This window comes from Bartonella sp. AA86SXKL, assembly GCF_042196885.1.
In genome coordinates this window covers 27,336-50,858 of record NZ_JBHIRE010000009.1, presented here as the reverse complement: position 1 = coordinate 50,858, position 23,523 = coordinate 27,336, and the positions used below count along the sequence as shown (strand labels likewise).

The window sequence follows — 23,523 nt, the reverse complement described above, 5'->3', positions numbered from 1 at the left end:
TACAATGCATGAGAGCCTTTGTTCTGAACATTTTTACAAGTTTATGTGATGCAAGGTTTTGATTGGTTTTATTGTTAGACCCAAGATGTTAGATCTTATCTGGAACAGGATCATGGCGTGTACGCCAAAGGGCGCACACAAGGCAAAAACAAAAATGCTTATTCTTTTAAAGAGGTGCTTTATCTTAAAATCGACCACGACCGCCTCCATATTTACCTGCTTTTGCTGCCGCCCCTGCCGCACTTCTAACAGCGTTACCGGCAGCTCCTGAGATTTGTGAAGTGGCACTTTTTACTGCATTGCCACTCGCTCTTGCACCATTGGAAAGCATTGTAAAAATCTGTCCTCCTGAAGAGACACCAGCGTTAAAGTATGGTCCGCCAGAGGCCAGCGCTGTTGCAATACCAGGAAGCGCACGGAAGATAATAACTCCTATGATCGAAATGACGATGACAGGGGGAAAAAGAACATAAATTGATTCATATGAAACTTTGAGAACCTGTAGGATAACTTGACATATAATGGTTCCAAGCATGATTACGAGAACTTGTAAAATGGTAAAATTGATCAAAGTTGTAATCCATGCATCGGAGTATTTTCGCGTTGCATTGAACAAATACAAACTAATGAATAGAGGCCCAAGACCTATAATCATGACGAGTGCAACTTGTGCAAACATTTGCACAATAAAACCACCTATACAAAAAAGAATAACCGCGAGAAGCATGATAGAACCAAGAAGACCCACAATGATCTTTTCAAAAAACCAAGCATTGTATAAGACTTCTTGATAACGCGAACTTGCCTTTAACAAAATATAATCAAAAACATTGGAGCTTGCAGGATTACTGTTAAGCGCATTCCCAATAGCATTGGATAAATCATTGAAGAAAATATCCTTGACATAAGTATTAAATGTATCCGCATTCGTTGCCATTGTTGTAACAACAACGATTTTAACAACATTATTGAGAAGACTATGCATGGAAAGCGCAACGCGACCTGTCATAACATTATAGCCATAAAGAAAGATAAAAATGATTGCGGCGAGATTTAAGGGCGCTGAAATAGCAGAAGACAGCCCACTCACCGTCGTGTCCATCACATTATCAAGGGGTTTTAAAATATACCCAGAAACGCTTTCAAAGGGAGAAAAACTAAAGTCTGACATTTGTACTCGTACTTTCAAGTTTTTCTTTTAATTTCTTTTCTTTTTCTTTTAATTGTGCCTCAAGATATTTATGCTTTTGTTGTTCCTTTTCTTCACGTAGCTCATCTTTTGTTTTCGTATCTCTTGCTTGAATCATATCAAGAGACTGAAGTTTTAAAGAACTTACTTGAAGACCTGCTTGAAGAAGAGAAAGTTTTACTTGAATCTCTTGTCGAAGGGCTTGCAATTCTTCTGGTTTTGTTTCTGGTTTTGATTTAATATTTTCAAGTTCTTGACTTATGTCTTTAATTTTTTTTGCAGTATCAGTTGCACTTTTATAAATGCTTTCAGCTGTTTCAGATTTTGCAGTATTTAATTTTTGTGTGTTCTCGAGTGCTTGTTTATAATATTCATCTACATCGGGTGTTGTTTGCGCTATTGCATGAGAAATAAAAGAAAAAGATAACAGTGTAACTAAGCCATATTTTTTCATTGATTTTTTCTCCTTTGATAAAATATGGGCAGCCATTTGTCAGGGGCAGCTCCATATTCGTTGATAATTTCATTCATGAGTTCAATGTTTTTTGTTGTGCCGCTTAAAACGGCGATCTCATCATTCATTCCACGTAAGTTAAGTTCTGCAACGACGGAACTTTGTCCTTGTTTGATGAGAAAACGACGGGATTCTCTGCTTAACTCTGACTGTATCAGTTCAAATTCACGCTCAGTAAGTTTGAAAGCTTCGACATAATCATTGTAATTTGCTTTTTGATTTGGAAAAAATATTTGGGTGGGGCATTGCTCAATGATTGTGTGCGCGATTGTTGAGTTCAAAGCATCTTTAGGACTTTGTGTTGCAAAGAGCATCATGCCATTTTGTTTACGAATTGTTTTTAGCCGATCTTGCGCAAAAGCTTTAAATGAATCATCTTCTAAAGCTTTCCAGAATTCATCAACGACGATAATGATGCGCCGCCCATCAATCAAATCAAGAATGCGGTGAAAGAGATACATCATTAAGGGGCGTCGAATTTCTTCATTATCTAAGAAATCGGTCATGTCATAGCCAATGAACTGCGCATTTAAATTGAGATCATCTTGGTCATTATCAAAAACCCATCCTAAATCATTGCCTCTAATCCAGCGTTGCAGCCGTATGGCAATCCCTTCTTTGGATGTGTTGTCAAAAAACAGTTGAAGGGCACCAAGAGAGCGCTGGGTTGGGGGTAAGTTTTCTAAGGAATCGATGGCTTTGGCGATATCTTGTCGCTCTTCTTCCGTTACGATTTGCCCTTCAGCGGTTACCAGCTTTAAGATCCAATTACGAAGAAATATTTTATTTTTTTCGGTGTATTCCATGCCCTTTAAGGGAGCAATACCCGTGGGTTGCCCATTTTTTAAAGGTTTGTATTTCCCTCCTCCAGCCCGTACAAAAATCTCTGCTCCTTGATCTTTATCAAAAAAAACCATTGTTGGATTGTGTTTTTGTAATTGTGCAAGAAGAAAATTAACAATCACTGTTTTACCAGATCCTGATGGACCACAAACAAATGTGTTTCCAAGATCGCCATAATGAAAATTAAAATAGTAAGGTGAACCAGCCTGTGTTTTTAGCAATGCGACAGCAGCTCCCCAAACATTATCGTTCAGTTTGCCAACAGGGAAAGAATGGAAGGGCGATAAAGCGGCAAAATTTCTGCTGGTAATGGCGCCTGAACGCGCACGATAGCTAAAGTTTCCAGGAAGTTGTGCCCACCATGCTGCTTCCAATCCTAAATCTTCTCTGGCAATCACGGCTCCTCCATTGGTTAAATGGGAACGTGCTTTTGATAAGTTTTCAGACAATATTTTAGGATGATCAGCAAAAACAGCTAAAGAAATGTGGTGTTCTCCCAAAACAAAACGGTTTGATTCTAAATCATCTAGCGCTTCATCCAGTGCATCGATTTGTGAGCTAGCACGGTCAGCTGCATTGATCATTTGATTTTGTTTGCGGCTCATAATCGCACTGGCGGCTGCCTTACTTTTAAAAACAAAGGATTGTGTTAAGATGAATTCAAATGGCACCGTAAGCAGACCATCAGTCATACCTGGGCGTGTTTTAGAAGGATACTCTTTCCATCCAAACATGCCCACAAAGCGTTCATTGCTTTCATGGCGAATTTCGATAATTTCTTTCCCAAAAATAACACGATCCGAGTAAATTGTTGAAGCAATAGTTCCAAATGTGAGAGGAATACGCTCACGTCTTCCCCCCACTAGCTGGTGGAGAAATTCACTTTGTTCGGCAAATAAAAGTCCTTCATGTTCATAGATTGATAGTAGACGGACTTCATACTCTTCCAAACCTTGCATAAGATCTTGACTTAACTCTTCGAGTTTACGAATAGCTTCCTCATCGGGCTCAGATTGTGTTTTCTTGGCTTTGCTCAAGCGCTGAAAAAATGAAACCAGCTTTTCTGTTTTATCCGCGGCCGGATTCCAAAGCAGTGAAATAAATAGATCATTTCTATACAGTTCTTGCGAAACCATTTTCTTTTTATATTTTTCATCTAATGTTGTTGCAAAAGATGAAAGAAAATGACCTTCTGGGTATATCGTTTCACGGCGGCGGATGATGTGAGAATATAAAGCAAGCCGTTCGTCTGCGATATTTTTAAAAAGGGTGTTTAATTGGTTGTGTAAAGAATTTAATTGATCAATATCCGCAGTGTCAAAATTTATACCCTCAACAGCCATCACAACCATTAAACAGCGTGAATTTAAAGCAACGACATGTTGGTTGATGTAGCGTATATAGGGAATATATTCTTCAGGCAAAGTTTCCCGTTTCATTATTGACATCTGTTTCACCAGTTTCGTTCCTTCAGCTTAGTTCCTTATAAGTGCGGATAAGGCGTAAAGGGGAGGTTGAACCTCCTCCCCATCTGTTGAGGTTTTTTTGTTTTCCTCGGGTATTGAGCCATGCAAATAATACGCGAAATTGGTTGTGATCGTACTTTGTCACTTCTCGCAAAATAAAGTGCATCCCAATCCCAAGACCAAACATGGTAAAATCACTGGTTAAAATGAAAAGAATGGATGTTGCCATGACATTAAGCGCCATCGCTTCCATTGTAACACCAGCAAACATGGCCGGGCGCGTACAGGCAAGGAAAAGAGTATCTTCGTTCATTTATGTTGTGCCCGCTAATTTAGTGACGAGAGCAGGGGCACCAAAAACAATAGCAATCCCCAGAACACAGTAAGCTGCTTTGCGTAAATCAATAAAGCCGTACATCCAGCCAATCCCCACAGCAGCAACACATATAATTGCAATGAGCCTTGCCGTTGGACCCGTCATCATTGTGACAATGTTGCCTAAAACACCATCAAGATTTCCCAGACCACCTCCACCAGTAGTAGAAGCAGCATAAGAAAGATCAGATACAAAAACTGCCGTAAAAAGCAGCATGGTCACGATAAAAATGATGTTTTGGAATCTATTATCTGTCATTTTACCTCTCTTTAACAAATAATATTTGTTCATATGTCGACATTCCATTGCCTCTAACAAACTAAAGAGTGCTGTCATTTGATGACAGTTTAATTCTTCTCGTTTGTTTGCTTTAAAAGCCTTGATCGTGGATCTGTTCACTCTCAAGCTCTTCTTCGTAAAGAGACAGAAGTCTTTTCAAATTGAGATTGTGTTACATGAAAATGGCAATTTTAAGTTGTGTATATTGGTAAAAATAACAATATTAAAATAATGAAAGAAAGAATATCATTCTTTACAAAATGTAGTTAATCTGCAACACTTATATTTGGATTTTTTCTTTAAAAACAAGGGGATTGCTGATCAATAATCTGACATGATAGGAAAAAAACGAATTTTTTGAGCGAGCGTGTTAAGAGATGCTATTTAAATTGATTGTTATTATTTACATTATGGGGGCGACAGTGTGGGGATTAAGCCAATATAAAGATAAAATGGATTTCAGCATTCTTAAAACATTTGAGACGCAAGATATCCAAGATATTGTCGATCTCTATCGAGAAGAAAAAAAGTTGGGTAGATCTATCACCAAACAGCAATTAGAAAAAAATGAACCAGCTCTCGATTTGCAGAAGAGTGTTTCATTAAATGATGTTGCAAATAATGCTGTTGTTTTTCATGGTAAGGCTTCTGTTACAAGTGGGGTTACATTTAAATTACTGACGCCTGCTGCACAATCTTGGCGCTCACATATCTCCCGTGATATTCATCTTTATGGTGTGGACACATGTGCACCCCGTCAAAAAGCAAGATTAAATGATCAAGAATGGCCCTGTGGTGCGGTTACAACGGCTTGGCTTGTCACCAAAACACTTGGGCAGGATTTATCCTGTAAACAGGCTTTGATGCACAATGGTGTTTATTATGCGCAATGTTTTGTTCAAGGGGTTGATTTAGCTGAGGCAGGTCTTACAGAAGGTATGTTGGTACTCTCAAAAGAGGGGAAAAATCCTATTCCAGCCCAGTATCATCATGCGGAAGAAAAAGCACGTGGCAACAAGATTGGTCTTTGGTCGAGTGATTTCACTGAACCTTTAAAATGGCGGCGAGATAATGGATCCTATAATCCCTTTGCTAGTCCATGATTGGTTTTAATGAACATATTTACTTAAATTTTTATAGAGAAAACTTTATCAATAAAATTGTACCAAATCGTAGAGCAAATTTGAATAAACGGTGAGATTATTTTCGTTTATGAAGTAAATGGATGGTACTTCCCTTTTCAAGGGAGGGTTGCTTTCAAAATCGCTTCTCTATTTTTACTTATGTGTTTTATAAAAGCGGGAAAATGTCATTGTTGGTGGCAAAGCATTTTTGAGTATTTGTGTTTGAAGGAGAAAGTGAGGCGATAAAAAACGCTCAAGAAACGGATTTCTAGAGCGGTGTTGATAAAAGTAAAAAATGAACAGCCCCAAAAATGGTGTAACGTTTAATATAATGGATAGAATCTTTCACAATGCCTTAAAAGAATTCATAGCAAAAGTTTTTTCATCAGAATTTTGTCTTCAGGATTGGATCACGTTTTTTACTTCTTTAAAAGTGATCAATCTGTTGCCTTCCTTGAAAAGCTTTCATAATTATCTGCTTTTAAATTCAGACTTCCAAATGATGGATGGATTTCAAATAGACTCTACACGAAGAAATCTTCGTAAAAATGATTTGCATTGCTGATTGTTTTCTATATATCACAAAACGTTTCTATTTAGGCCTTCGATGGGGAACAATAATCAACATATAAATAGGTAAAAAGAGCTCATACTTTTTTGTTATGGCTTTGTGGTTTAATGATCGTGAGACTTAAGTCTTATAATGCTCATAGGCTTTCTATAGGGCTAGGGGCGATGCCTATTGCAATGTAACTATTTGAAATCAGTTGAACAAAAGCATTAATGCGCCTTCTGATTTCATCATTTGTATTCAGTTTGGGCTCTTTCCCTTCTTATTGTATTTTATGACAAACTCATACGATGGCTATTGTGAGCTCTTCTTGCGTTACTTTACTCAGAGTGTTCACTTTGAAAGCAAGCAAGTGGATAGTGAGGTTGTATTCTCATACAGTGTGAAAATTCAACCCTCATTTGGGGGGATAATATTAACAGATAAGGTATTTAAAGAGGGATAAAATGAAAAAAAATTATTTTATTATGCATGGCTCTATTATTCGTCTTGGGGTGTGAAAAAAAACTATAGCGTAGAAGATTGAAAAAAAGATGCAAAATTAAGAGAAGAATGGGGAACGAAGTGTTTTCTTTCAGGACAATTTGTTAAGGAATCTAAAAATTGTCAAAATGTCTTACAAGCAGATACTGAAATGTTTTTCTCGCCAAAGCTTGATGCTCTAGACCGTGGTCATGTATTTTAATAAATATATATTACTCAACAGTAAAGTGTGATATAAAAATTCTAAAATAAAGAAGTTACGGCTCAACGAATGCTCGCTTCTTCAATTGTTATAGCGGAATTTTTTATCATTTTTCATCTTTTAGATGAGCTCCCCAAATCATATTCGCAATCCTATTGTTTGTTTCAACTTTATCAGATTGAGGATTATAATCATGAGAGAATTGGATAGCATTGTCTTATAGAAATATCTCTCAAGGTATCCAAGCCTATTTTGCGACGCTGTTCGTAAAGGGTATAAGGGTAAATCCATTGAGCCCCCCATCTTTACGCTTATGAAGAAGCAAGCCGGCGCCATCATTATATTTGCCAGCCCCCAATGTTGCGACAGATCTTGCATTAAGACGGTTCATAAGAGCCATTTTTTAATCCTTTCTTATACAAATTTGATCCACACATTCATCCCGCTTTTGACGTGCAAGGGAATGATTTTGATTGATTCAAGATAAGCAGGTTTGAAATGAGAGAATCTTACGTTATTCGAGCCTCTCAATCAACATACAAAACAGTGAATTATCATTATAAATCAATGTTTGCCTTATGATAGAGTTGGTGTAGCATTGAGATTTTAGAGGAAAAATATGCCTTTAAGACTTTATAACAGATACTAAGTCTTTAATAGCAGGTATATTAAATGTACATCATTTAAAATAAATAGAGCGTCCATAGAGAAAAGGGGGGCCGCTCTTTAAATACGGATAAATACTTATTCTGTTGTGCTGTAAAACGCTATTGTTTGCGGGTGTGGTGATATAAGACATAAAACTTTATACATGGGGTGTTTTGATAAGAGAGTGTGATGAATATTCAAGGGAGGGCTTGTTTATATAATTTTGTGAAAGGAACCATATGAAATGGGAATCTGAGAAGGAGCTATTTTTGAGAAGGCGGATCGTTTATCAACCGGTTTGAGGAGGGGGGCATCCTTTTGGGGTGTGGGGAGAAAGACAAGAATAGGGTGTGTAGCACTTTATAGCTATGCTTTTAAAGCGTTTTAATTTTAATCACAAATTAAGTTTAAAATCGCTTTCTGCTTGACAGATGTGAGGACTCTAAAACTTTTTAAAAGCAAATATTCCTCTTTGCTCGAGGCGATTTCATCATAATGGTACGGGGTGTTGTCTTTTTTGATGATATCAGTGTAAAAAAAGGCAAGTGGAACATTCAAAATATCGGAAATTTCCTTTAAACGTCCTGCGCTCACGCGATTTAAGCCTTTTTCATATTTCTGGATTTGTTGGAAAGTGACACCTAAATGATGCCCTAATGTTTTTTGAGACATTTTTAGCACTTTTCGCCTAAAGCGAATTTTTTTGCCTACAAAAAGATCAATATTAAGATTTTGAGCTTGCATTTTCCCCCTCCAGGTGCGAGCGCCCTCGCATTGGTATTCCGGGAGCTTGAAAACACTGAACCCTAGTCAGCATTTTGCTTTTAGTGCTTGGAGCACCTGGACATAGCAAAATCTCCCGGAATTCCGGGATACCCACATAGTGGGTTTATTTTTACGCTAGGGTTTCGGGTTTTCAAGACCCCTTTTGATCGTTGCGTATGCGATCAAAACATTTTTCGATTCATAAAGTAATTTTAGGAGATTGGCAATAAAAATAGTTTTTCTTGAGACGGATAGATTTTTTTAAATAGGAGGTTGTTTGCCTTTCAAAGTTTTAAGGTTTGCTTACTCAACTCATGACATCAGATATGCATTTTACGAAGGTAAAGCTTGGTTTTTAAGCTCAAGTCACCGCTTACGGTGCTGTCCTTAACCAATAATCAAAATGACTTGTTTTGATGCGTCTGAGATATCATGATGATAGGGGAAAGCTTTTATGAGTAAAGAGCCCTCATGCAAAATAAACTCAAAACATTATAGATCTTATTGTTGTATGTTCACATGTTTGTTTTAGAAGATATTTCTCAATGTTAGCGCCTATTTTACAATGGTGCTTCGTAAAGTATGTAGCGTAAAAGCCTCTATGAATGGGATAAAAGCTATATTGCTATCTTTACTGAAAAAAAGATGCTCGGACGGCACATACTCTCTGCCAGTTCAAAATATTACGACAGTTTTTGCCTTGAAAGGGAGCATAAGAGCTATTTTTTCTTTCTTCACGTGTTTTTATCTGTACGCTCTCTGCTTATAATGTGTAAGCGAAAAGGTTTTGATTGATTCAATATAAACAAATTTGAAATGAGAAAATATATTGGGCTTTCTCATGATGCATGTTTTTAAGAGGGGGATACGTTTATTTTCTCAGTGAAGAATTTGAGTATTTTAGATAAAAAACTCTATCAACGTCGTTGTTGTTAGAATTAAAATTTTTATGAGAAAAATGAGCATTGGGGAATGATAAGCTTTTGCTATCAAGCATTTTAGAATTTTGCACAACTTAATGATAACTTAGTTATTTTATCATTTCTTATGATCTCTATAGACGATAAAAAGTTGGGATATGGTTTGAGAAAGCAGATGACACAAGTATTATCTTTCGGTAAGTAGTTTTGAAGTAAAAGACAGCTTTAAATGACAAATAGAGATAGGTGCTCCATGAATGAACTTACCCATATTGAGACTATTATAGCGCATTATGATGCTGTTTTTTGTGATGTGTGGGGTGTTGTGCATAACGGTGTACATGCATTTGAACCAGCGTTGAAGGCGTTGTATAAAATCCGACAAATGGGAAAAACTGTCATTTTATTAACCAATTCTCCTCGGCTACGGGAAGATGTTGCTGCTCAATTACAAAGCATGAATGTTCATAGCGACTATTATGATGCCATTATCACTTCAGGGGATGTAACGCGCGATCTTATTCAGACTGCTCCACGTAAAGTTTTTTTCATTGGTTCACAACGTGATTTGGTGCTGTTTGAAGGGTTAGAGTGTGAATTTGTTGAAGAATGGGAGGCTTCTGTTGTCGTCTGTAGCGGTTTTCTTGAAGATTTTGACGAAGAACCCTCTGCTTATGAGGAGATGTTTCGTCGCATGCGGTCGCGGAATTTACCTTTTATTTGTGCGAACCCAGATGTGATTGTCCATTATGGAAATAAAGAATTTTGGTGCGCTGGTGCATTGGCTCGTCTTTATCAACAATTAGGGGGGGAAGTGCGCATTGCTGGAAAACCTCACGCGCCTATTTATGAATGTGCCTTTGAAAAACTTCAAAAAATACGGGGAACAGTAGAAAAAAGTCAAGTTTTAGCTATTGGTGATGGTCTTTTAACGGATATTAAGGGGGCGGCTCACTTTGGTCTTGATGCCCTTTATATTATGGGGGGGATTCATCATTATGATTATACGCAAAAGGGTGTGGTTGATAAGCAAGCTTTGCATTCTTTTCTTGAACATCATGGTTATAAACCACAAGCAATCATGTGGGCACTTCAGTAATGACTAATTTTTTGCGTCTTCAGGGAATTCATATGTTTCCCTCGGCTTGGCGGGAAGCAGTGTTGGCACTTGGAAATTTTGATGGTGTTCATTGTGGGCATCAGGTGGTGTTGCAAAAAGCACTTGATTTCGCGCGTATAAAAAAGAAACCATCTGTTGTTTTAACTTTTGAACCCCATCCAAGAAGTTTTTTTCAACATTCAGCTCCTGTCTATCGTTTGACAGAGGCAGCTGAAAAAGCTGAAATTTTTAAAACCCTTGGTTTTGACGGCGTGATTGAACAGCCCTTTGATGCACAGTTTGCCGCTCTTTCAGCGGACGAATTTATTAAGTCGTTTTTAAAGGAAGTTTTTGATGTTTCAGTTGTGGTGACAGGCGAAAATTTTCAATTTGGTCATCAGAAAAGTGGAAATGTACATCTTCTTTGCCAAAGGGGAGAGAAATATGGATTTGAGGTTGTGCAAGTTCCTTGCGTTGCTCGTCCTCAAGAGTCACAATCTTTGATCATTTCCTCGAGTTTTATTCGGCAACTTCTCTCACAAGGGGAAGTGGACAAAGCAGCCCATTTGTTAGGGTATCACTATCGGATACGCTCCAATATTATTCAAGGTGAAAAACTTGGACGTCTTTTGGGATTTCCTACCGCTAATCAAATGTTGCCTCCCCAAGTTCGTTTGGCTCATGGTGTTTATGCGGTACGTTTGCGTCGTGCGAACGGTGTTTTGTATGATGGTGTTGCAAGCTTTGGTTGTCGTCCAACGGTTGTTAAGGATGGGGCGCCCCTTTTGGAAACCTATTTGTTTGACTTTAACGACGACCTTTATGGGGAAAGCTGTATCGTTTCTTTTTTCCAGTTTTTGCGAGGACAAGAAAAATTTGATGGGCTTGAACCTTTGATTGCGCAAATGCATCGTGATGAAAAAAAAGCAAAAGAAGTTTTAAAGACAGTACAACCATTATCAACGTTGGATAGGCTGCTTACTTTTAAAAATATGTCCTAAACTGATCTGAAAAAGAGAGAAGAGCTGTAAAAATAGCACTTAAAGTGATTATAATCACAAAGATATATTCCAAAACATCGTGGAATATATGTTTTTTCCGTTGTTGAGAGGGAGAATCGAATATCTGAAGATCTGATTTTGGCATCATTTTTTTCAAAGTTAACTTTATGGTTTTTGTTGTCATTCAAAACTTTACTGCTTGTTTCTTTCTGATCCGTTAAAACTCGTCATAAAAGATGCAGTAAAGAATAAGCAACCAGCCTATTTAGCAATAATAGACGTGAAGAAGGAGAAAGGCTGTTTTTAAAATTTCTTGCGATTTTAAGCTTATAGTTTGATAAAATTTAATTGATGACTTTTTTTATTTTAAAAGTTTATTGTTTCTTCTTTCTAATTTGTTTTATTATATCATTTATGCCGTATCATCGTTTATGATGAGAGTTGGTTCGTGTAACCTTACGCATGTGATATTTTGTATTATGTGATGAATATTTTTAAAAAAGGTTTGTTTGTCAAGTCTCGTAAAGAAGATCAGTGGTTAGCAGCAGTTTTCGTGCTAACCAATCACGTAAAAGAGAATGAAGCTGCTGGAAGATGCTTTAACTCTCCTTTCTCTTGTATATTGTGATGGGGAATGCATATTAAGGAGACTGCGAGTGATTGCAGATAAAAAGAAATCATTGCGAGAAGCAGGTGTATTTGTTTCAAAATTTCTAATGCTTTTGATGGATAAAGGCACAATTTTGTTGTCGTAATACGTCAATCTTTTAGATTCTCAAGCTAAGAACTATCCATATATTTCCTTTGTCCTTCACAAATGTAAAGCCTATAATGCAAAGAAAAGGCAGTCTTGTAAGGATATGAAAACACAAAGCCAATAATGTTTTGTTGTTTTTTGATAGAAGTATTGGATAAAAGTTAGAACATCTTTCCAATCTATGTTCGGCCTATTCATGACTTTATGGTGTTGTTTTTCTCATAAAACTTTTTCTTTAGTGTTCCTCAATGCGAGCAGTATGTTTGAGATAAAGATTAAGGCGCTTTAATGCTCTCTCTACTGTTACAGCTTTTGTATGCTAGATGAGGAGAGCCCTATTGCATTATCCATTTGCGTATTCTCTGAAATCAATCTGCAGCCTTATTGGGGAAAATATGAAGTTATCAAGGGAAAAATCAGTCCAGATGACTGTCTTTTTTAAATTCGGCTTTGCTACTTTCAAAAGCGTCCAGAGCAATATCTCTTAAATCATGAAAATAACAGTTTCAGGCTTTTGTTGTTCTTTGAATAGGATATCAGATCTCACAGGTAAAATAAAATGTTGGAATATCCTTGTTTTGCTAATTTATGCACTTCTTTTAAAGAAATATCTCTCAACGCTTCTCATATTTATTTTCATGATGGCTCTCATGAATGGTATCATGCATGTTTCGTTGAGCGCTATCGTCTTTATGCCTAATAAAAGAGCAATCCGACACCACCAGTTATATTGACAAGCCTTCAGTGTTGTACAGTCTTGGCTATTTGAGAGCGTTTATGAGAGTTTGTTCTTAACTCGTTTTATTTCACACGAATACTTCCTGCTTGTGACATGCAAGAAACACGCTTTTGATTGCTTCACTATAAATAGACTTGAGAGAATCTTACGGCATTAGGATTTCTCACTCAACGTGCAAAACAATTAATTGTTATAAATCAATATGTTGTAGTTAACCATAGATTATGGCTTACGGCTTTTTTTATAAAATACTCTGCATGCCTTTTATTCGGAATATGGGGTTTTCTTAGTGGTTTTACTGTCGTTTTAGGTGTCTGTGGCGTACGAATGAGCTCGTATTGGTAAAGGAAGAGAAAAAGAAAGTGGAGCAGTGATAAAAGGTGGGGTAAAAATAAATTTTCTTGATCATCATATGAATTTTCACGCATTTTTATGGCTTCGGGTGTGTATGCTCGTTGTATATTGAGGAGCAAAGCTTGTTTGTAGAGTTTTATGAAGTGGCAAGCCAAGGGAAAGGTGCAAGACAAAGATTATTGACAGATTGTTTTTTACAAATCGATGTGTATTTAAGAATCTTCGTCTTTTAAGGTGCGGAGGAAGTGTGTGAACCTTCTGTTTAAAGACGCGCTAAACGATAAAGATGCAGCGAGCGTGCTCCGTGATGACAATAGGCAAGAAGAGGCAGAGAGGCTGTTTTTAAAATTGTTTGCATGGCTTCAACAGCTGACTTTTCTATAGTTGGAGGAGAAATGGGAATGTGATAGGCTTTTATGCCATATTCATTTGCGACCGTTTTAATGCTAGAAAAGTCAGGTTGATGGAGCTCTTCGTGATCGGGGCGGTTACAGATAATTGTTTTAAAACCAGCTTGTGCCAATGTTTTGATATTTTCTATGCTAATTTGGGCGCTGATAAAAATATCAGGTTCAATTTGTTGTAAATTCATTTTTATTTATTCCCAATTGCACGATCTTCACGATGCCCTCTGGTCTAGTATATAGAAAGAACATAATGAAGGTAAGTTTTTCAGTGGCATCTTAACAAAAATATTCTTTTTGTCGAGAAGATCTATTTGGGAAAAATGAGCTGTAAGATGCAAAATATCTCATTCCGCAACATGTTCGTTATGCGATCTTATAAAAGACGGATGTTTGGTCTTTATGGATAATCTATAGTGTTTACTAAACATAGACATTTCATTGTGTTGTTTGTTTACGCGCTTGCTAGAGGTACCCTTATTTCTCTTAAGCCCATTTTACTCTGTCGAGCGTCAAAGAGTATAAAATTCATGGATCACCACCCTTTTTACACTTATGAAGCAGGAAGTCGGCACCATTATTATATTTTCCAACCCCCAATATTGTAATAGTTCTTGGTACTTGAGATTCTGCATAAGAAGCATTTTAATCCTTTCTTGTACAGTTTTTACTCACACGCTAGCCCCGCTTGTATGTACAAGAGATATGATTTTGATTAATTTAATATAAGAGGCATGAAATGAGAGAATCTTCCTGATTTCAGCTCTCTCATTCAACGTACAAAACAATGAATGCTTCTTATAGTTTGTTGTATATTCAGAGTGGAGCTTATTTGTAGAGTTGCATTAAGTGGATTGCATGAAGGGAGAAGCCCAAATGGCAGGCGCGAGATAAGAAACTGGATCATTTACATAGCATTGTTCACAGATCGACATGGATTTAAGAATCTTCGTTTTAGGGCGGGAGAAGAAGAGCGTGTCTTTTGTTTAGATTTATTTTTGTTATTTTCAAGAACATCATCTTCATAATGTTTTGCTCATGCTAAAAGAATATTATAAAGACAAAATTGCGGACTATTGTTATTTATCCTAAAAATGGGAAAAATGGTTATTTTGCACGTATTGGATGCTTGTTTCTTTTATTACTTTCTGTATAATCGTAAAAACGATAATGCTGAAAGGCGTAATAAATGATCATTGGACTTTTGAATCAAAAGGGAGGTGTCGGAAAAACGACATTGAGTGTTAATCTTGCGGCCAGTTTTGCGCGTACCGGTGCACGGGTATTGCTTATTGATGTTGATCCACAGGGGAGCGCATTGGATTGGGCTGCTGCGCGTGAAGATGCACCTTTGTTTTCGGTTATTGGTTTACCGCGTGCAACGGTTCACAAAGAGATTACACAGATTGGTCATGGTTATGATCATATTATTATCGATGGTCCTCCGCGTGTAACTGATCTTGCTCGTAGTGCTCTTATGGCTTCGGATTTGGTGCTTATACCTGTTTTGCCTAGTCCCTATGATATTTGGGCAGCGGATGGAATTGTAAAGCTGATTGACGAAGCACGTGTTTATAAAGAAAATCTTAAATCTGCTTTTGTCATTAATCGTAAAATCGTCAATACAGCGATAGGGCGTGATGTGAACGAAGCTCTTGGCATATACCCTGTGCATGTTCTTTCTTCTAGTGTTGCGCAGCGCGTGATTTTTGCAGAAGCAGCAGCACAGGGGAAGGCCGTTTATGAAGTTGATAAGCAAGGACCCGCAGCGGCAGAGATTGAAGCGGTTGCAGCGGAAATCAAGGAGTTAGCACGATGAGTAAAAAAATTAAAATTGGCACAAAACCAACCAATAAATCAATTCCTTTAACAGCGGATGCATGGATAGGAAGCCACAAAGGGAGCATGAGTGGAGGTATGAAGCGCCTCACGATTGATATACCAGAAAGTTTGCATCGGTTGATTAAGGTCAGTTGTGCAAGTCGTGGAACTAAAATAGCTGATGAGGTCCGCGAATTGCTTTCACAAAAATACGGAAAAGTGTAAAAAATGATACGATAATTTCATTGGTTTGAGTGCTTTTTCTAGAGATGATATCGATTGTTTTTATACGAAGTTAATAATAAAAGTGCTCTTCTTTTTTCACGATGGTTGCTTCATTCAAGTTGTTTTTCATAAGGTTCTGTATCATCGCATGAAAGAGCTATGAGTTTGCGAAAAATTCTCCGTTTCAAACTTTTCCCTATAAATGTGATAATCATCATACTACTTGTGATCTTATCCGCTAGATGAGTAGATAAGTTTATTCTTCCATAAAAATTATCTTGATAATGATTTTAAACATCAGGTTATTTTTTTGTTTATTGTACTTAATACATGCGTAAATAATGTAATTAAGAGTAGCCTTGATTATTTTTTTCTGTTATGCAGCAATCCGTTTTATTAAATTATATTCATTGTTTATAAAGGGGGGGATAAAAATAAGTAAAATTTACTGATATTGACGCGCTATAATTTTTCCTAATAAACAAAAGAAGTCATTGAGTATATTATAGAAAATATTTCTTACATTTATATGATTTTATAGTCTTAAATATTTAATGCCAGTTGTAATGGTACGCAAGGCAATAGGCTTTTTTCTTCAATTGGAATGTATAAGATCGCTTTTTTAGCATTTCTATTGGCTTTTAAAAAGTACAGGGGGACTTAAAGCTTTCTTTCTTTTCCGGTGGTTTAGAAATGATAAGAGCGCAATTAGTTGATTAAAAGCTGTATTCTTTCGTTTGCAGAGAATTTGCAATGGATATAGGCATGACGAATTTTGGGTAAGATATCGTGCTGCTTCTCGTTACCAAAAGGTTCTTGAAGGAAAAGAAATGATTAAAAAGCTTTTTGAGAATGTCAAGATATCAGAATTTTTACTGAAGTTTTAACACTTCAAATACAAAGAGCTGCCGTGCAGATAATGTTACAAATGCAAGTCTGATAAATGAAAGAGGCTCTTATGATTTAACATGTTTGCGTTGGAAGTGTACGTATTTGCAAAGGAAAATTAGACGCAAGGTCACAATATAGGAGGGGATGTGAATCCAAAGATATTGTTAATAAAATATAAAACAAAGAGAGGGGTTAAATCATGAACAAGATCATTATAACAGCGCTACTGCTTTGCGTGGGACTTGCTGTTACTGGTTGTGAAAAAACTTATAGCGTATCGGAATTTAAGAAGGATCCCAAATTACTCGAGCAATGGGCAATGAAATGCATGATATCAGAGGATTTAGATTCTCAAAATTGTAAAAACGCAGATAAAGCGTATCGTGAAGTTCATGCCCGAGATTGGCCTGGTTCAAGCTTTGTACATGATGACGAGAAAAAAACTGAAGAGAAAAAGGAAGGGAATTAAATCATGAATAAAGCCATTATTACAGCATTGCTGGTTTGTACTGGACTTGTCGTTGCTGGTTGTGAAAAAACTTATAGCGTATCGGAATTTAAGAAGGATCCCAAATTACTCGAGCAATGGGCAATGAAATGCATGATATCAGAGGATTTAGATTCTCAAAATTGTAAAAACGCAGATAAAGCGTATCGTGAAGTTCATGCCCGAGATTGGCCTGGTTCAAGCTTTGTACATGATGACGAGAAAAAAACTGAAGAGAAAAAGGAAGGGAATTAAATCATGAATAAAGTCATTATTACAGCATTACTGGTTTGTACTGGACTTGTTGTTGCTGGTTGCGAAAAAAACTAAATTTAAGAAAGATAAAACATTACTCGAAGAGTGGGCAAAAAAATGTGAAAAGCTGGATCAATCTTCTATGGAGAAATCTAAAAATTGCCAACATGCCAGACAAGCATATATGGAACTGATGTTTGGCATTAATTAAAAACATACAATTCAATAAATAAGGAATTGTTTAGTTCTTGATTCTATTACGTTTTTAGGCTCTCTCTAACTTTTAGAGAATCTTTTTATGGCTTCAAGAATTAGTCGTTTACGATCAGTACTCTTTGTGTAAACGGATGCTATACTGTCATTGTTAAGCCCAAAAGTGCTTTCAATTGTAGATAGTATTGCCTCCCAATGAGTTGTTATGTGTTACTGCTAATTTTTTAATGTTTTGGTTACATGTATTTAAAATATTGAGATTAAATCTATCTTTGGGGTGTTTTTTTTGCGTTTATCACAAATAAATGTTTCATCACACTAAGATCGTCTTTAAGTGTTGCGGCTAATTTCGGAAAAATTAGGAGGAAACATTTGTTTGGAAATTACTTTCTCTGTTTTAATAAAGAGAAAAACATTCTGAATAGAATTATTATCGTTTCATACTCAAATGTTTTTCTCAAACTATTTTTAAAAAATTTCTTTTGATTTGAGAATATTATAACATTAGTTAAGTTGTGAGACAGTTTTGCTAGGACGGTTTTGCCGGATGTGTGAGGAATTGAGCGCTCTCCACATCTTTTCATTTTTCTCCTCTCTCTTTTCTGAGTTTACAAGGGTTTTCCTTGTTATTTTTTTATCTTGATTGTGTCGTGATATTATCATGTTGAGCGGTGGAGCTCATATAAAACTTTACGTATGAGGTGTTTTTTGTTCTCGAGCGTGTGATGAATATTTTTCTAAATAACACTTTGATTTATAAAAATGATTTAATTATTTTATGCTGAATAAGGATCTCGAATATAGTAAGCTTCTCTTATTCCAAATCTGTTTTCGGTTGAATTAATTAAAACCATCTTCTTGCATGGTACAAGCGGGGAGAGCCGTGTAGATAAAAACTGTTGGAGAAAGAAGTAAAAATGCCTCTTATAAACGATCTCAAGTGCTAAAGGTTATTGCAACATTTGGGGCTGGAAAAGTGTGTGATGCTGCTGGTTTATTCTCTCATAAGGGTAAAGATGGTGTTCAATGGATTTATCATAAGCTTCATGAAATATTATCCTTTAGGATTGTGAGATGCCCTGAAGGGGGAAGCAAAAGGAACTTACTCAATAAGGAGACAAATTATTTACAGATCGGATCTGGTAGAAAATTTCGTTTTTTAAGCTGGGGATGAAGTTGAGATTCAAGATAGCGTGAAAAGATGGACAATGATGGTTAAAAATGCATACAAAAAGCAGAGTTTACACCTCAAATAGTTGCAAGCGATGTTTGAAATTGGGTGTGTGGTTTATCTGTAGAATTAAAATTTTTCTTTGATCTTATGTGAAATTAAGATGCTTATTTGCACAGATTACAATAAGCCAAGAGAGTATGCTTAGTATATTTCTATTACGAGAACTAAAATAACAACAAAAGCATTGATGGTGATAATCAAGGTTGAATAAAGCATAGCGGCTTTTACGAGATCAGCCATAAAAACCTCTTTCTGTTCTTTTTGAGGTGATTTTATGAATAACAATATGTTACAATCTGTAATATATTGCTGATACAACATATTCGGCAAGCTTAAAATTGTTTCTTTTTTTATAAAAGCTTAAGGAGTTGGAGTATTGTGAATCCTAAAAAAAGAAAGCTTTAAAAGGACTATTGATTGATTTTGTAAGTTTTGTGTTGCTGGAAACTTTTTTATCCTGTTATGCTATAAAGCACTGTCATTTATAACGGTAATATAAGACATATACGTTTTCTTGGAACGTTTAAGTATTTTTTAGTGTACGATGAATATTCGTAGGTTTATTTGTTGAGCCTTTCGTTTAAGTGAATCAGATGAGGGGAAAGTCAAGAGAAGAGCGTTTGACAAAGATTCGGACTGCGTACAGAGCCGATTGAGTTAAGATCTTAGTTCTTTAAGGTGAGCGGCGGAAGACAAAAATGTTTTCTGATCGTTTATCTCATAGCAAGATTGGTTAATGCTGCTCTAATGGGGCATGTTTTGCACAAAAGTAAAGAACGCTCCAAAAGAAATATACTTATGTTGTATATTAGTATATTTGTATTGCATATTTATGTACTTGTTTTAAAGAAATATCTCTTAACGCACACGAAAGACATTTTACGATGACATTCGTAAATGGTATAACGGTAAATGTGAATAGTATAACAGTAAAGCTCTCATGAAATAATATAAACTTTGAATAATATAAAAATCTATAAAATGCTATCATCTTTATACTTATGAAAGAGCAAGTCACAATCATCGTACGCTTGCTTCCAATGTTTATTATAGTTCTTGGCATTTGCTAAGGTTCATAAGAAGTCTTTTTCTTTCAGCGTATTTTATCAACACATCAGGGCGTTGTTTGTGATGTGCAAGCAAGTGATTTTAATTTATTCAACATGGAATAGATTTGAAATGTGATGATTATGAAAGAGAAGAGCTGCATTTAAAAGGTTGAAAACGAGAGAAAGATCGTAAACAAAAATTGTACCTTGATTATAAAATGATTGTTTCTCTGTTTTTATACCAGTAGCACATGTAAAGTCGCGATATTAAGAGCAAACTGTGTTATGGAATGAAATAATCTGTAAGAAGATGCTGTGAAAATTCTGAAAATATCAATGGGGGGAGCGTTAAGCATTATGCATTGGATAATATTTTGATTTATAGATGATAATCTATCGTTATTCAACTTGAATTAGATTCCTTAATACTGGACATTTTTTCATTCCAAATCTGTTTCGTGGTGAATTAACCAAAACAATGTCTTTTGCAGTTACAAGCAGGGAGCTCCCATGCGCAGAGAAATTGTACAAGAAAGGCCATGCTTTATGAACCGTCTCAAGTGTCAAGAGTATCAGAACATAAGGGGGTAGCAAAATATATGATGGTGCTAGCTTGCTTCTTTTATTAAGCGTAAAGATGGAAAATACTCAATGGATTTTATACATGTCATGGGAGATTTATCATTATACCATTCATGCATTCATGGGCCGCGGCGCGAAATAGGCTTGGGTGCACTTAAGAGATGTTTCTTTAAAACAAGCGCGTGAATATGCGATTGAAGACGTATCGAACTGATTGGCTAAGAAACTCTTGAAAAGGTTCAAAAAATCTTATATAGTTGTTCATTGCAAAGAAAAGCGAATGATAATTTAAAAAAGGAAGATTGATGGCTGTTTAGCTATTTTAAGATGTCTTTTTATATTGCTGTGTGGCTGATCTGTTCAAAAGAGCATTCTTTTTGTGTTTTATGCGAAATACTGCATGTGTGCAGAAAGAGCATGGGAGAGGGGGTGTCCTTTTGAATGGGTGCAAACTGATCTTGTCTGGTGCCATCTTATGGGGCGCCAGAAGGTATAAAGTTTTAGTGCAGAGAGAGCCATAAGGTTATGGAGGGTAAAATGCTGCTATTGGTAAAATGCTGAAATTTTTAATGGGCTTAAGTCTTTAATATGCTGCAAGATAGGCTGCGGTTTTTTGTCGGCAGGTAGTTTTTGTGGCTGAAGTTCTCGTGAAAGCATTGTTATTTTCTGTTGAAGATGAGCTCGTGATAAAATCGGCAAGGCGAAATAGACAGAGCAAATATGGAAGTTTCGATATTGCTGTAAGGTTTAAGTTTATAGCGTTTTTATGGATTAGTATAGCCGCAATGATGGTTTTGGAGCAAAGCAAGAAAAATATTTGAGAGAACGCGTTGAAAGTTCAAGTGGTATACGCTTTGAAGGATTGTCGTGCTGTTGTTTGAGCAATGTTTGCACTACGAGCTTGGTTGAGTGTATCAGCATTGAAGAGAACCTGTTTAGTCTCCCTCATTTGAAAGTAAGATTGAACAATAGTGTTGAAGGGGAAGTAAAAATGTCTGTAGTGCAATATGGTGATGATAGTTTTGCGGCAAAAGCAAAAGTTCTTGATAACAACCTTATTGATCGTGATTGGGCGATGACAAAATTTGTTGCTGCTGTTAAAGGATTAGCTCAAGTTGTTGATTATGAAAGCAATATGCTAGAGAGTAGTGGTGTTCCAGATTACGAAGAAATAAATTTGCGTAAAATACGTGGTTTGCGTGATCTTAATAAATCCATGAGTGATGTGAAGCGCTATATGAATCAAGATATTGAGCATGAGGTTGAAAGTTTGTTGTCTGATTTACAAGAAAAATTACAGCGTAATAGTGAATTACTTCAAACACATTTAAATGCAGTTAATGATCTTTCTAGAGCTATACAGCTATCTGGACGTGCAAAAGAAATAGAGGAATAAATTCAAATCTGATTAATACGGGCTGTTTTAAGTAATGACAATGATTAGGTAGGGCAGTTGATTTGGATAAATAGTGCGTTTAGTGAGTAGACGTGTTTTAAGTGCATTTTGGTATTTAAATTATTATCCTGATGTACTGTAAAACGCTGTTCTTAAAACAATGTCTTTTAAGGTGTCGTGATGTGAACCGCATGCGGTGAGAAGCTGGCTAGAAGAGAATTCAGAGAAGGCGGATTATTTACAGAGCATTGTTTGCAGACTGAGTTAATAGGGAGAGCTTCATTTTTTAGTTTAGGGAAGGCGATTAAGAGAATATTTAGACCAGCCTGTGATGCCTTAAAAACAGCTTCCTTGGGGGTGTGGTAATGTAAGGTTTATATATTGAGTCTTTTGCTTGCATTTAGCAGATCTGGCGGCGACTTACTCTTCCGTGCCTTAAGGCAAAGTACTATCAGCGCTGGAGTGTTTCACGGCCGAGTTCGGGATGGGATCGGGTGCGTTCACTCCGCCATAACTATCAAGTCAGCAAAAAGCATGAATGATGAAGAGTATGTGATGAATATTGCCTATAAGCTTCATGGAATATTGTCCTTTAAAGTGTGGTGATATGACGCGGTTCGTTGTTTAAATCTATATGCTTGAGATAAAAATTAAAGCGGTTTATTATTTCCTTCTGCTGTTTTTAGTTTTTGTATGTCAGATTGGAGAGAGCATCCAGATCTGAGTGGATATAGTGCGTATATCTTTGTTGGCGTAATATTTGAAATGGGGAGGCAATCTCATTGGGAAAGAATAAAGGGGTAGAAATCAGCTTCCCTCTGTACCGCCGTTCTTTAATTTAGCTTTATGTCTTTCAAAAGTATCTAAAGCACTATCTGTTAAATAATGAAGATTCCGCATTGTTTCACGCTTTTTTTATTGTGTTTTTTACTGCGGGCATGTCCTTCATGCACGACAAAATACTCAAAATAGAATGGATTTGTTATTCCTAATTCACGTCCTTGTTTTAAAGAGATATCTAAGCTCTCAAGTCTATTTCGTGATGGTGTTTGTGGGGCGCAACGACATCTTTGATGCAACGGTGCTTGTGAATGGTATAATAAGAAAGTTCCCATGGAAATAATATAAAATCTATAGGGTGCGACCATCTTTATGCTTAATAAAAGAGCAAGTTGATATTGTTATATTTTTCAACACTGTCATATTCTTTGTTTGATCCCAATGTTGCTCCAGCCCTTGGCACTTGAGATAGTTCATTAGAGGCATTTTTAATCCTTTCTTAATAGTTTTTTATCCCTATGGCTCTTCCCCCTTGTCACTTGTAAGAGATATGGTTTTTGTTGATTCAACATGGAACAGGTCTAAAATGAAAGAATCTGACGATATTCTGGATTCTCATTTAACATGGAAAACAATTAATTGTCTTTATAAATCAATATCTTGTCTTATAATGGAGCTGCTGTAGCATTGAGATTTTAGAGGAAAAACATGCCTTTAAGAATTTAAACCAGATGCTAGTCTTTATAGCAGGTATATTAAATGTACATCATCTAAAATAAATGGAGCGTCCACAGCGAAGAAGGGGCTGATTTTTTTTTAAATCCGCATGAATGCTTATTCTGTTGTGCTGTAAAAA

17 protein-coding genes, 1 rRNA gene and 1 pseudogene are annotated in these 23,523 nt (G+C 36.4%); 10 read left to right on the top strand and 9 right to left on the bottom strand.

Going from position 1 to position 23,523, the window contains the following annotated elements; translation table 11 throughout:
* Positions 1–184: 184 nt before the first annotated feature.
* From ACFIO5_RS05525 to ACFIO5_RS05505, 5 genes are read right to left on the bottom strand one after another with little or no spacing between them, the layout of a single operon-like run.
* Complete coding sequence (locus ACFIO5_RS05525; protein WP_375686172.1) at positions 185–1,171, bottom strand: TrbL/VirB6 family protein; 987 nt, start codon at positions 1,169–1,171, stop codon at positions 185–187.
* Positions 1,158–1,643, bottom strand: coding sequence for a type IV secretion system protein VirB5 (locus ACFIO5_RS05520; protein WP_375634362.1), 486 nt, complete (start codon positions 1,641–1,643; stop codon positions 1,158–1,160). Before ACFIO5_RS05520 ends, ACFIO5_RS05525 begins: the two co-directional genes overlap by 14 nt.
* Complete coding sequence (locus tag ACFIO5_RS05515; protein WP_375634398.1) at positions 1,640–3,994, bottom strand: VirB4 family type IV secretion/conjugal transfer ATPase; 2,355 nt, start codon at positions 3,992–3,994, stop codon at positions 1,640–1,642. Before ACFIO5_RS05515 ends, ACFIO5_RS05520 begins: the two co-directional genes overlap by 4 nt.
* A 22-nt stretch (positions 3,995–4,016) precedes the next feature.
* Positions 4,017–4,325 carry a VirB3 family type IV secretion system protein gene (locus ACFIO5_RS05510; protein WP_212112790.1) on the bottom strand — a complete coding sequence of 103 codons (309 nt, stop codon included), beginning with the start codon at positions 4,323–4,325 and terminating at the stop codon, positions 4,017–4,019.
* A complete protein-coding gene (locus ACFIO5_RS05505; RefSeq protein WP_375634396.1) occupies positions 4,326–4,646 on the bottom strand; it encodes a TrbC/VirB2 family protein in 321 nt (106 codons plus the stop codon).
* Between the two features lie 398 nt (positions 4,647–5,044).
* Here ACFIO5_RS05505 and ACFIO5_RS05500 point away from each other — a divergent pair, with 398 nt between their 5' ends.
* The gene (locus tag ACFIO5_RS05500; protein ID WP_375634758.1) at positions 5,045–5,770 is read left to right on the top strand and encodes a hypothetical protein; all 726 of its coding nucleotides are present in this window, start codon (positions 5,045–5,047) and stop codon (positions 5,768–5,770) included.
* Between the two features lie 1,489 nt (positions 5,771–7,259).
* On the opposite strand, the pseudogene ACFIO5_RS05495 reads toward ACFIO5_RS05500, so the two are convergent.
* Both ACFIO5_RS05495 and ACFIO5_RS05490 read right to left on the bottom strand, forming a co-directional pair.
* Positions 7,260–7,447, bottom strand: a pseudogene (locus tag ACFIO5_RS05495) (integrase); the annotation flags it as partial.
* A gap of 638 nt (positions 7,448–8,085) precedes the next feature.
* On the bottom strand, positions 8,086–8,439 hold the full coding sequence (locus ACFIO5_RS05490; protein ID WP_375636854.1) for a helix-turn-helix domain-containing protein: 354 nt from the start codon (positions 8,437–8,439) through the stop codon (positions 8,086–8,088).
* 1,194 nt (positions 8,440–9,633) lie between these two features.
* Here ACFIO5_RS05490 and ACFIO5_RS05485 point away from each other — a divergent pair.
* Together ACFIO5_RS05485 and ACFIO5_RS05480 are read left to right on the top strand one after the other, a co-directional pair.
* Positions 9,634–10,479, top strand: a complete 846-nt coding sequence (locus ACFIO5_RS05485) for a TIGR01459 family HAD-type hydrolase (protein ID WP_375612197.1) — start codon at positions 9,634–9,636, stop codon at positions 10,477–10,479.
* Positions 10,479–11,480, top strand: a complete 1,002-nt coding sequence (locus tag ACFIO5_RS05480; RefSeq protein ID WP_375680096.1) for a bifunctional riboflavin kinase/FAD synthetase — start codon at positions 10,479–10,481, stop codon at positions 11,478–11,480. Before ACFIO5_RS05485 ends, ACFIO5_RS05480 begins: the two co-directional genes overlap by 1 nt.
* 2,112 nt (positions 11,481–13,592) lie before the next feature.
* Here the strand turns inward: ACFIO5_RS05480 and ACFIO5_RS05475 are convergent.
* Positions 13,593–13,922, bottom strand: a complete 330-nt coding sequence (locus ACFIO5_RS05475) for a protein tyrosine phosphatase family protein (RefSeq protein WP_375632881.1) — start codon at positions 13,920–13,922, stop codon at positions 13,593–13,595.
* 1,001 nt (positions 13,923–14,923) lie between these two features.
* Here ACFIO5_RS05475 and parA point away from each other — a divergent pair.
* From parA to ACFIO5_RS05440, 7 genes are all read left to right on the top strand, one after another.
* The gene (gene parA / locus ACFIO5_RS05470) at positions 14,924–15,553 is read left to right on the top strand and encodes a ParA family partition ATPase (RefSeq protein WP_273790968.1); all 630 of its coding nucleotides are present in this window, start codon (positions 14,924–14,926) and stop codon (positions 15,551–15,553) included.
* Complete coding sequence (locus ACFIO5_RS05465) at positions 15,550–15,780, top strand: plasmid partition protein ParG (RefSeq protein ID WP_375613561.1); 231 nt, start codon at positions 15,550–15,552, stop codon at positions 15,778–15,780. The genes parA and ACFIO5_RS05465 overlap by 4 nt, the downstream gene beginning before the upstream one ends.
* A 1,090-nt stretch (positions 15,781–16,870) precedes the next feature.
* Positions 16,871–17,140 (top strand): EexN family lipoprotein, encoded by a 270-nt coding sequence (locus tag ACFIO5_RS05460; protein WP_375676822.1) that lies wholly within the window; start codon positions 16,871–16,873, stop codon positions 17,138–17,140.
* Positions 17,141–17,143: 3 nt separating this feature from the next.
* On the top strand, positions 17,144–17,413 hold the full coding sequence (locus tag ACFIO5_RS05455) for an EexN family lipoprotein (protein WP_375632897.1): 270 nt from the start codon (positions 17,144–17,146) through the stop codon (positions 17,411–17,413).
* A gap of 46 nt (positions 17,414–17,459) precedes the next feature.
* Positions 17,460–17,624: an EexN family lipoprotein gene (locus ACFIO5_RS05450; protein ID WP_375634767.1), complete on the top strand. Its 165-nt coding sequence runs from the start codon at positions 17,460–17,462 to the stop codon at positions 17,622–17,624.
* A 942-nt stretch (positions 17,625–18,566) separates the two neighbouring features.
* Positions 18,567–18,800 carry a hypothetical protein gene (locus ACFIO5_RS05445; RefSeq protein WP_375632887.1) on the top strand — a complete coding sequence of 78 codons (234 nt, stop codon included), beginning with the start codon at positions 18,567–18,569 and terminating at the stop codon, positions 18,798–18,800.
* A 2,682-nt stretch (positions 18,801–21,482) separates the two neighbouring features.
* A complete protein-coding gene (locus ACFIO5_RS05440) occupies positions 21,483–21,887 on the top strand; it encodes a flagellar protein FlgN (protein WP_273790974.1) in 405 nt (134 codons plus the stop codon).
* Between the two features lie 407 nt (positions 21,888–22,294).
* Here ACFIO5_RS05440 and rrf read toward each other — a convergent pair.
* Positions 22,295–22,409, bottom strand: a 5S ribosomal RNA gene (rrf, locus tag ACFIO5_RS05435).
* Positions 22,410–23,523: the final 1,114 nt, after the last annotated feature.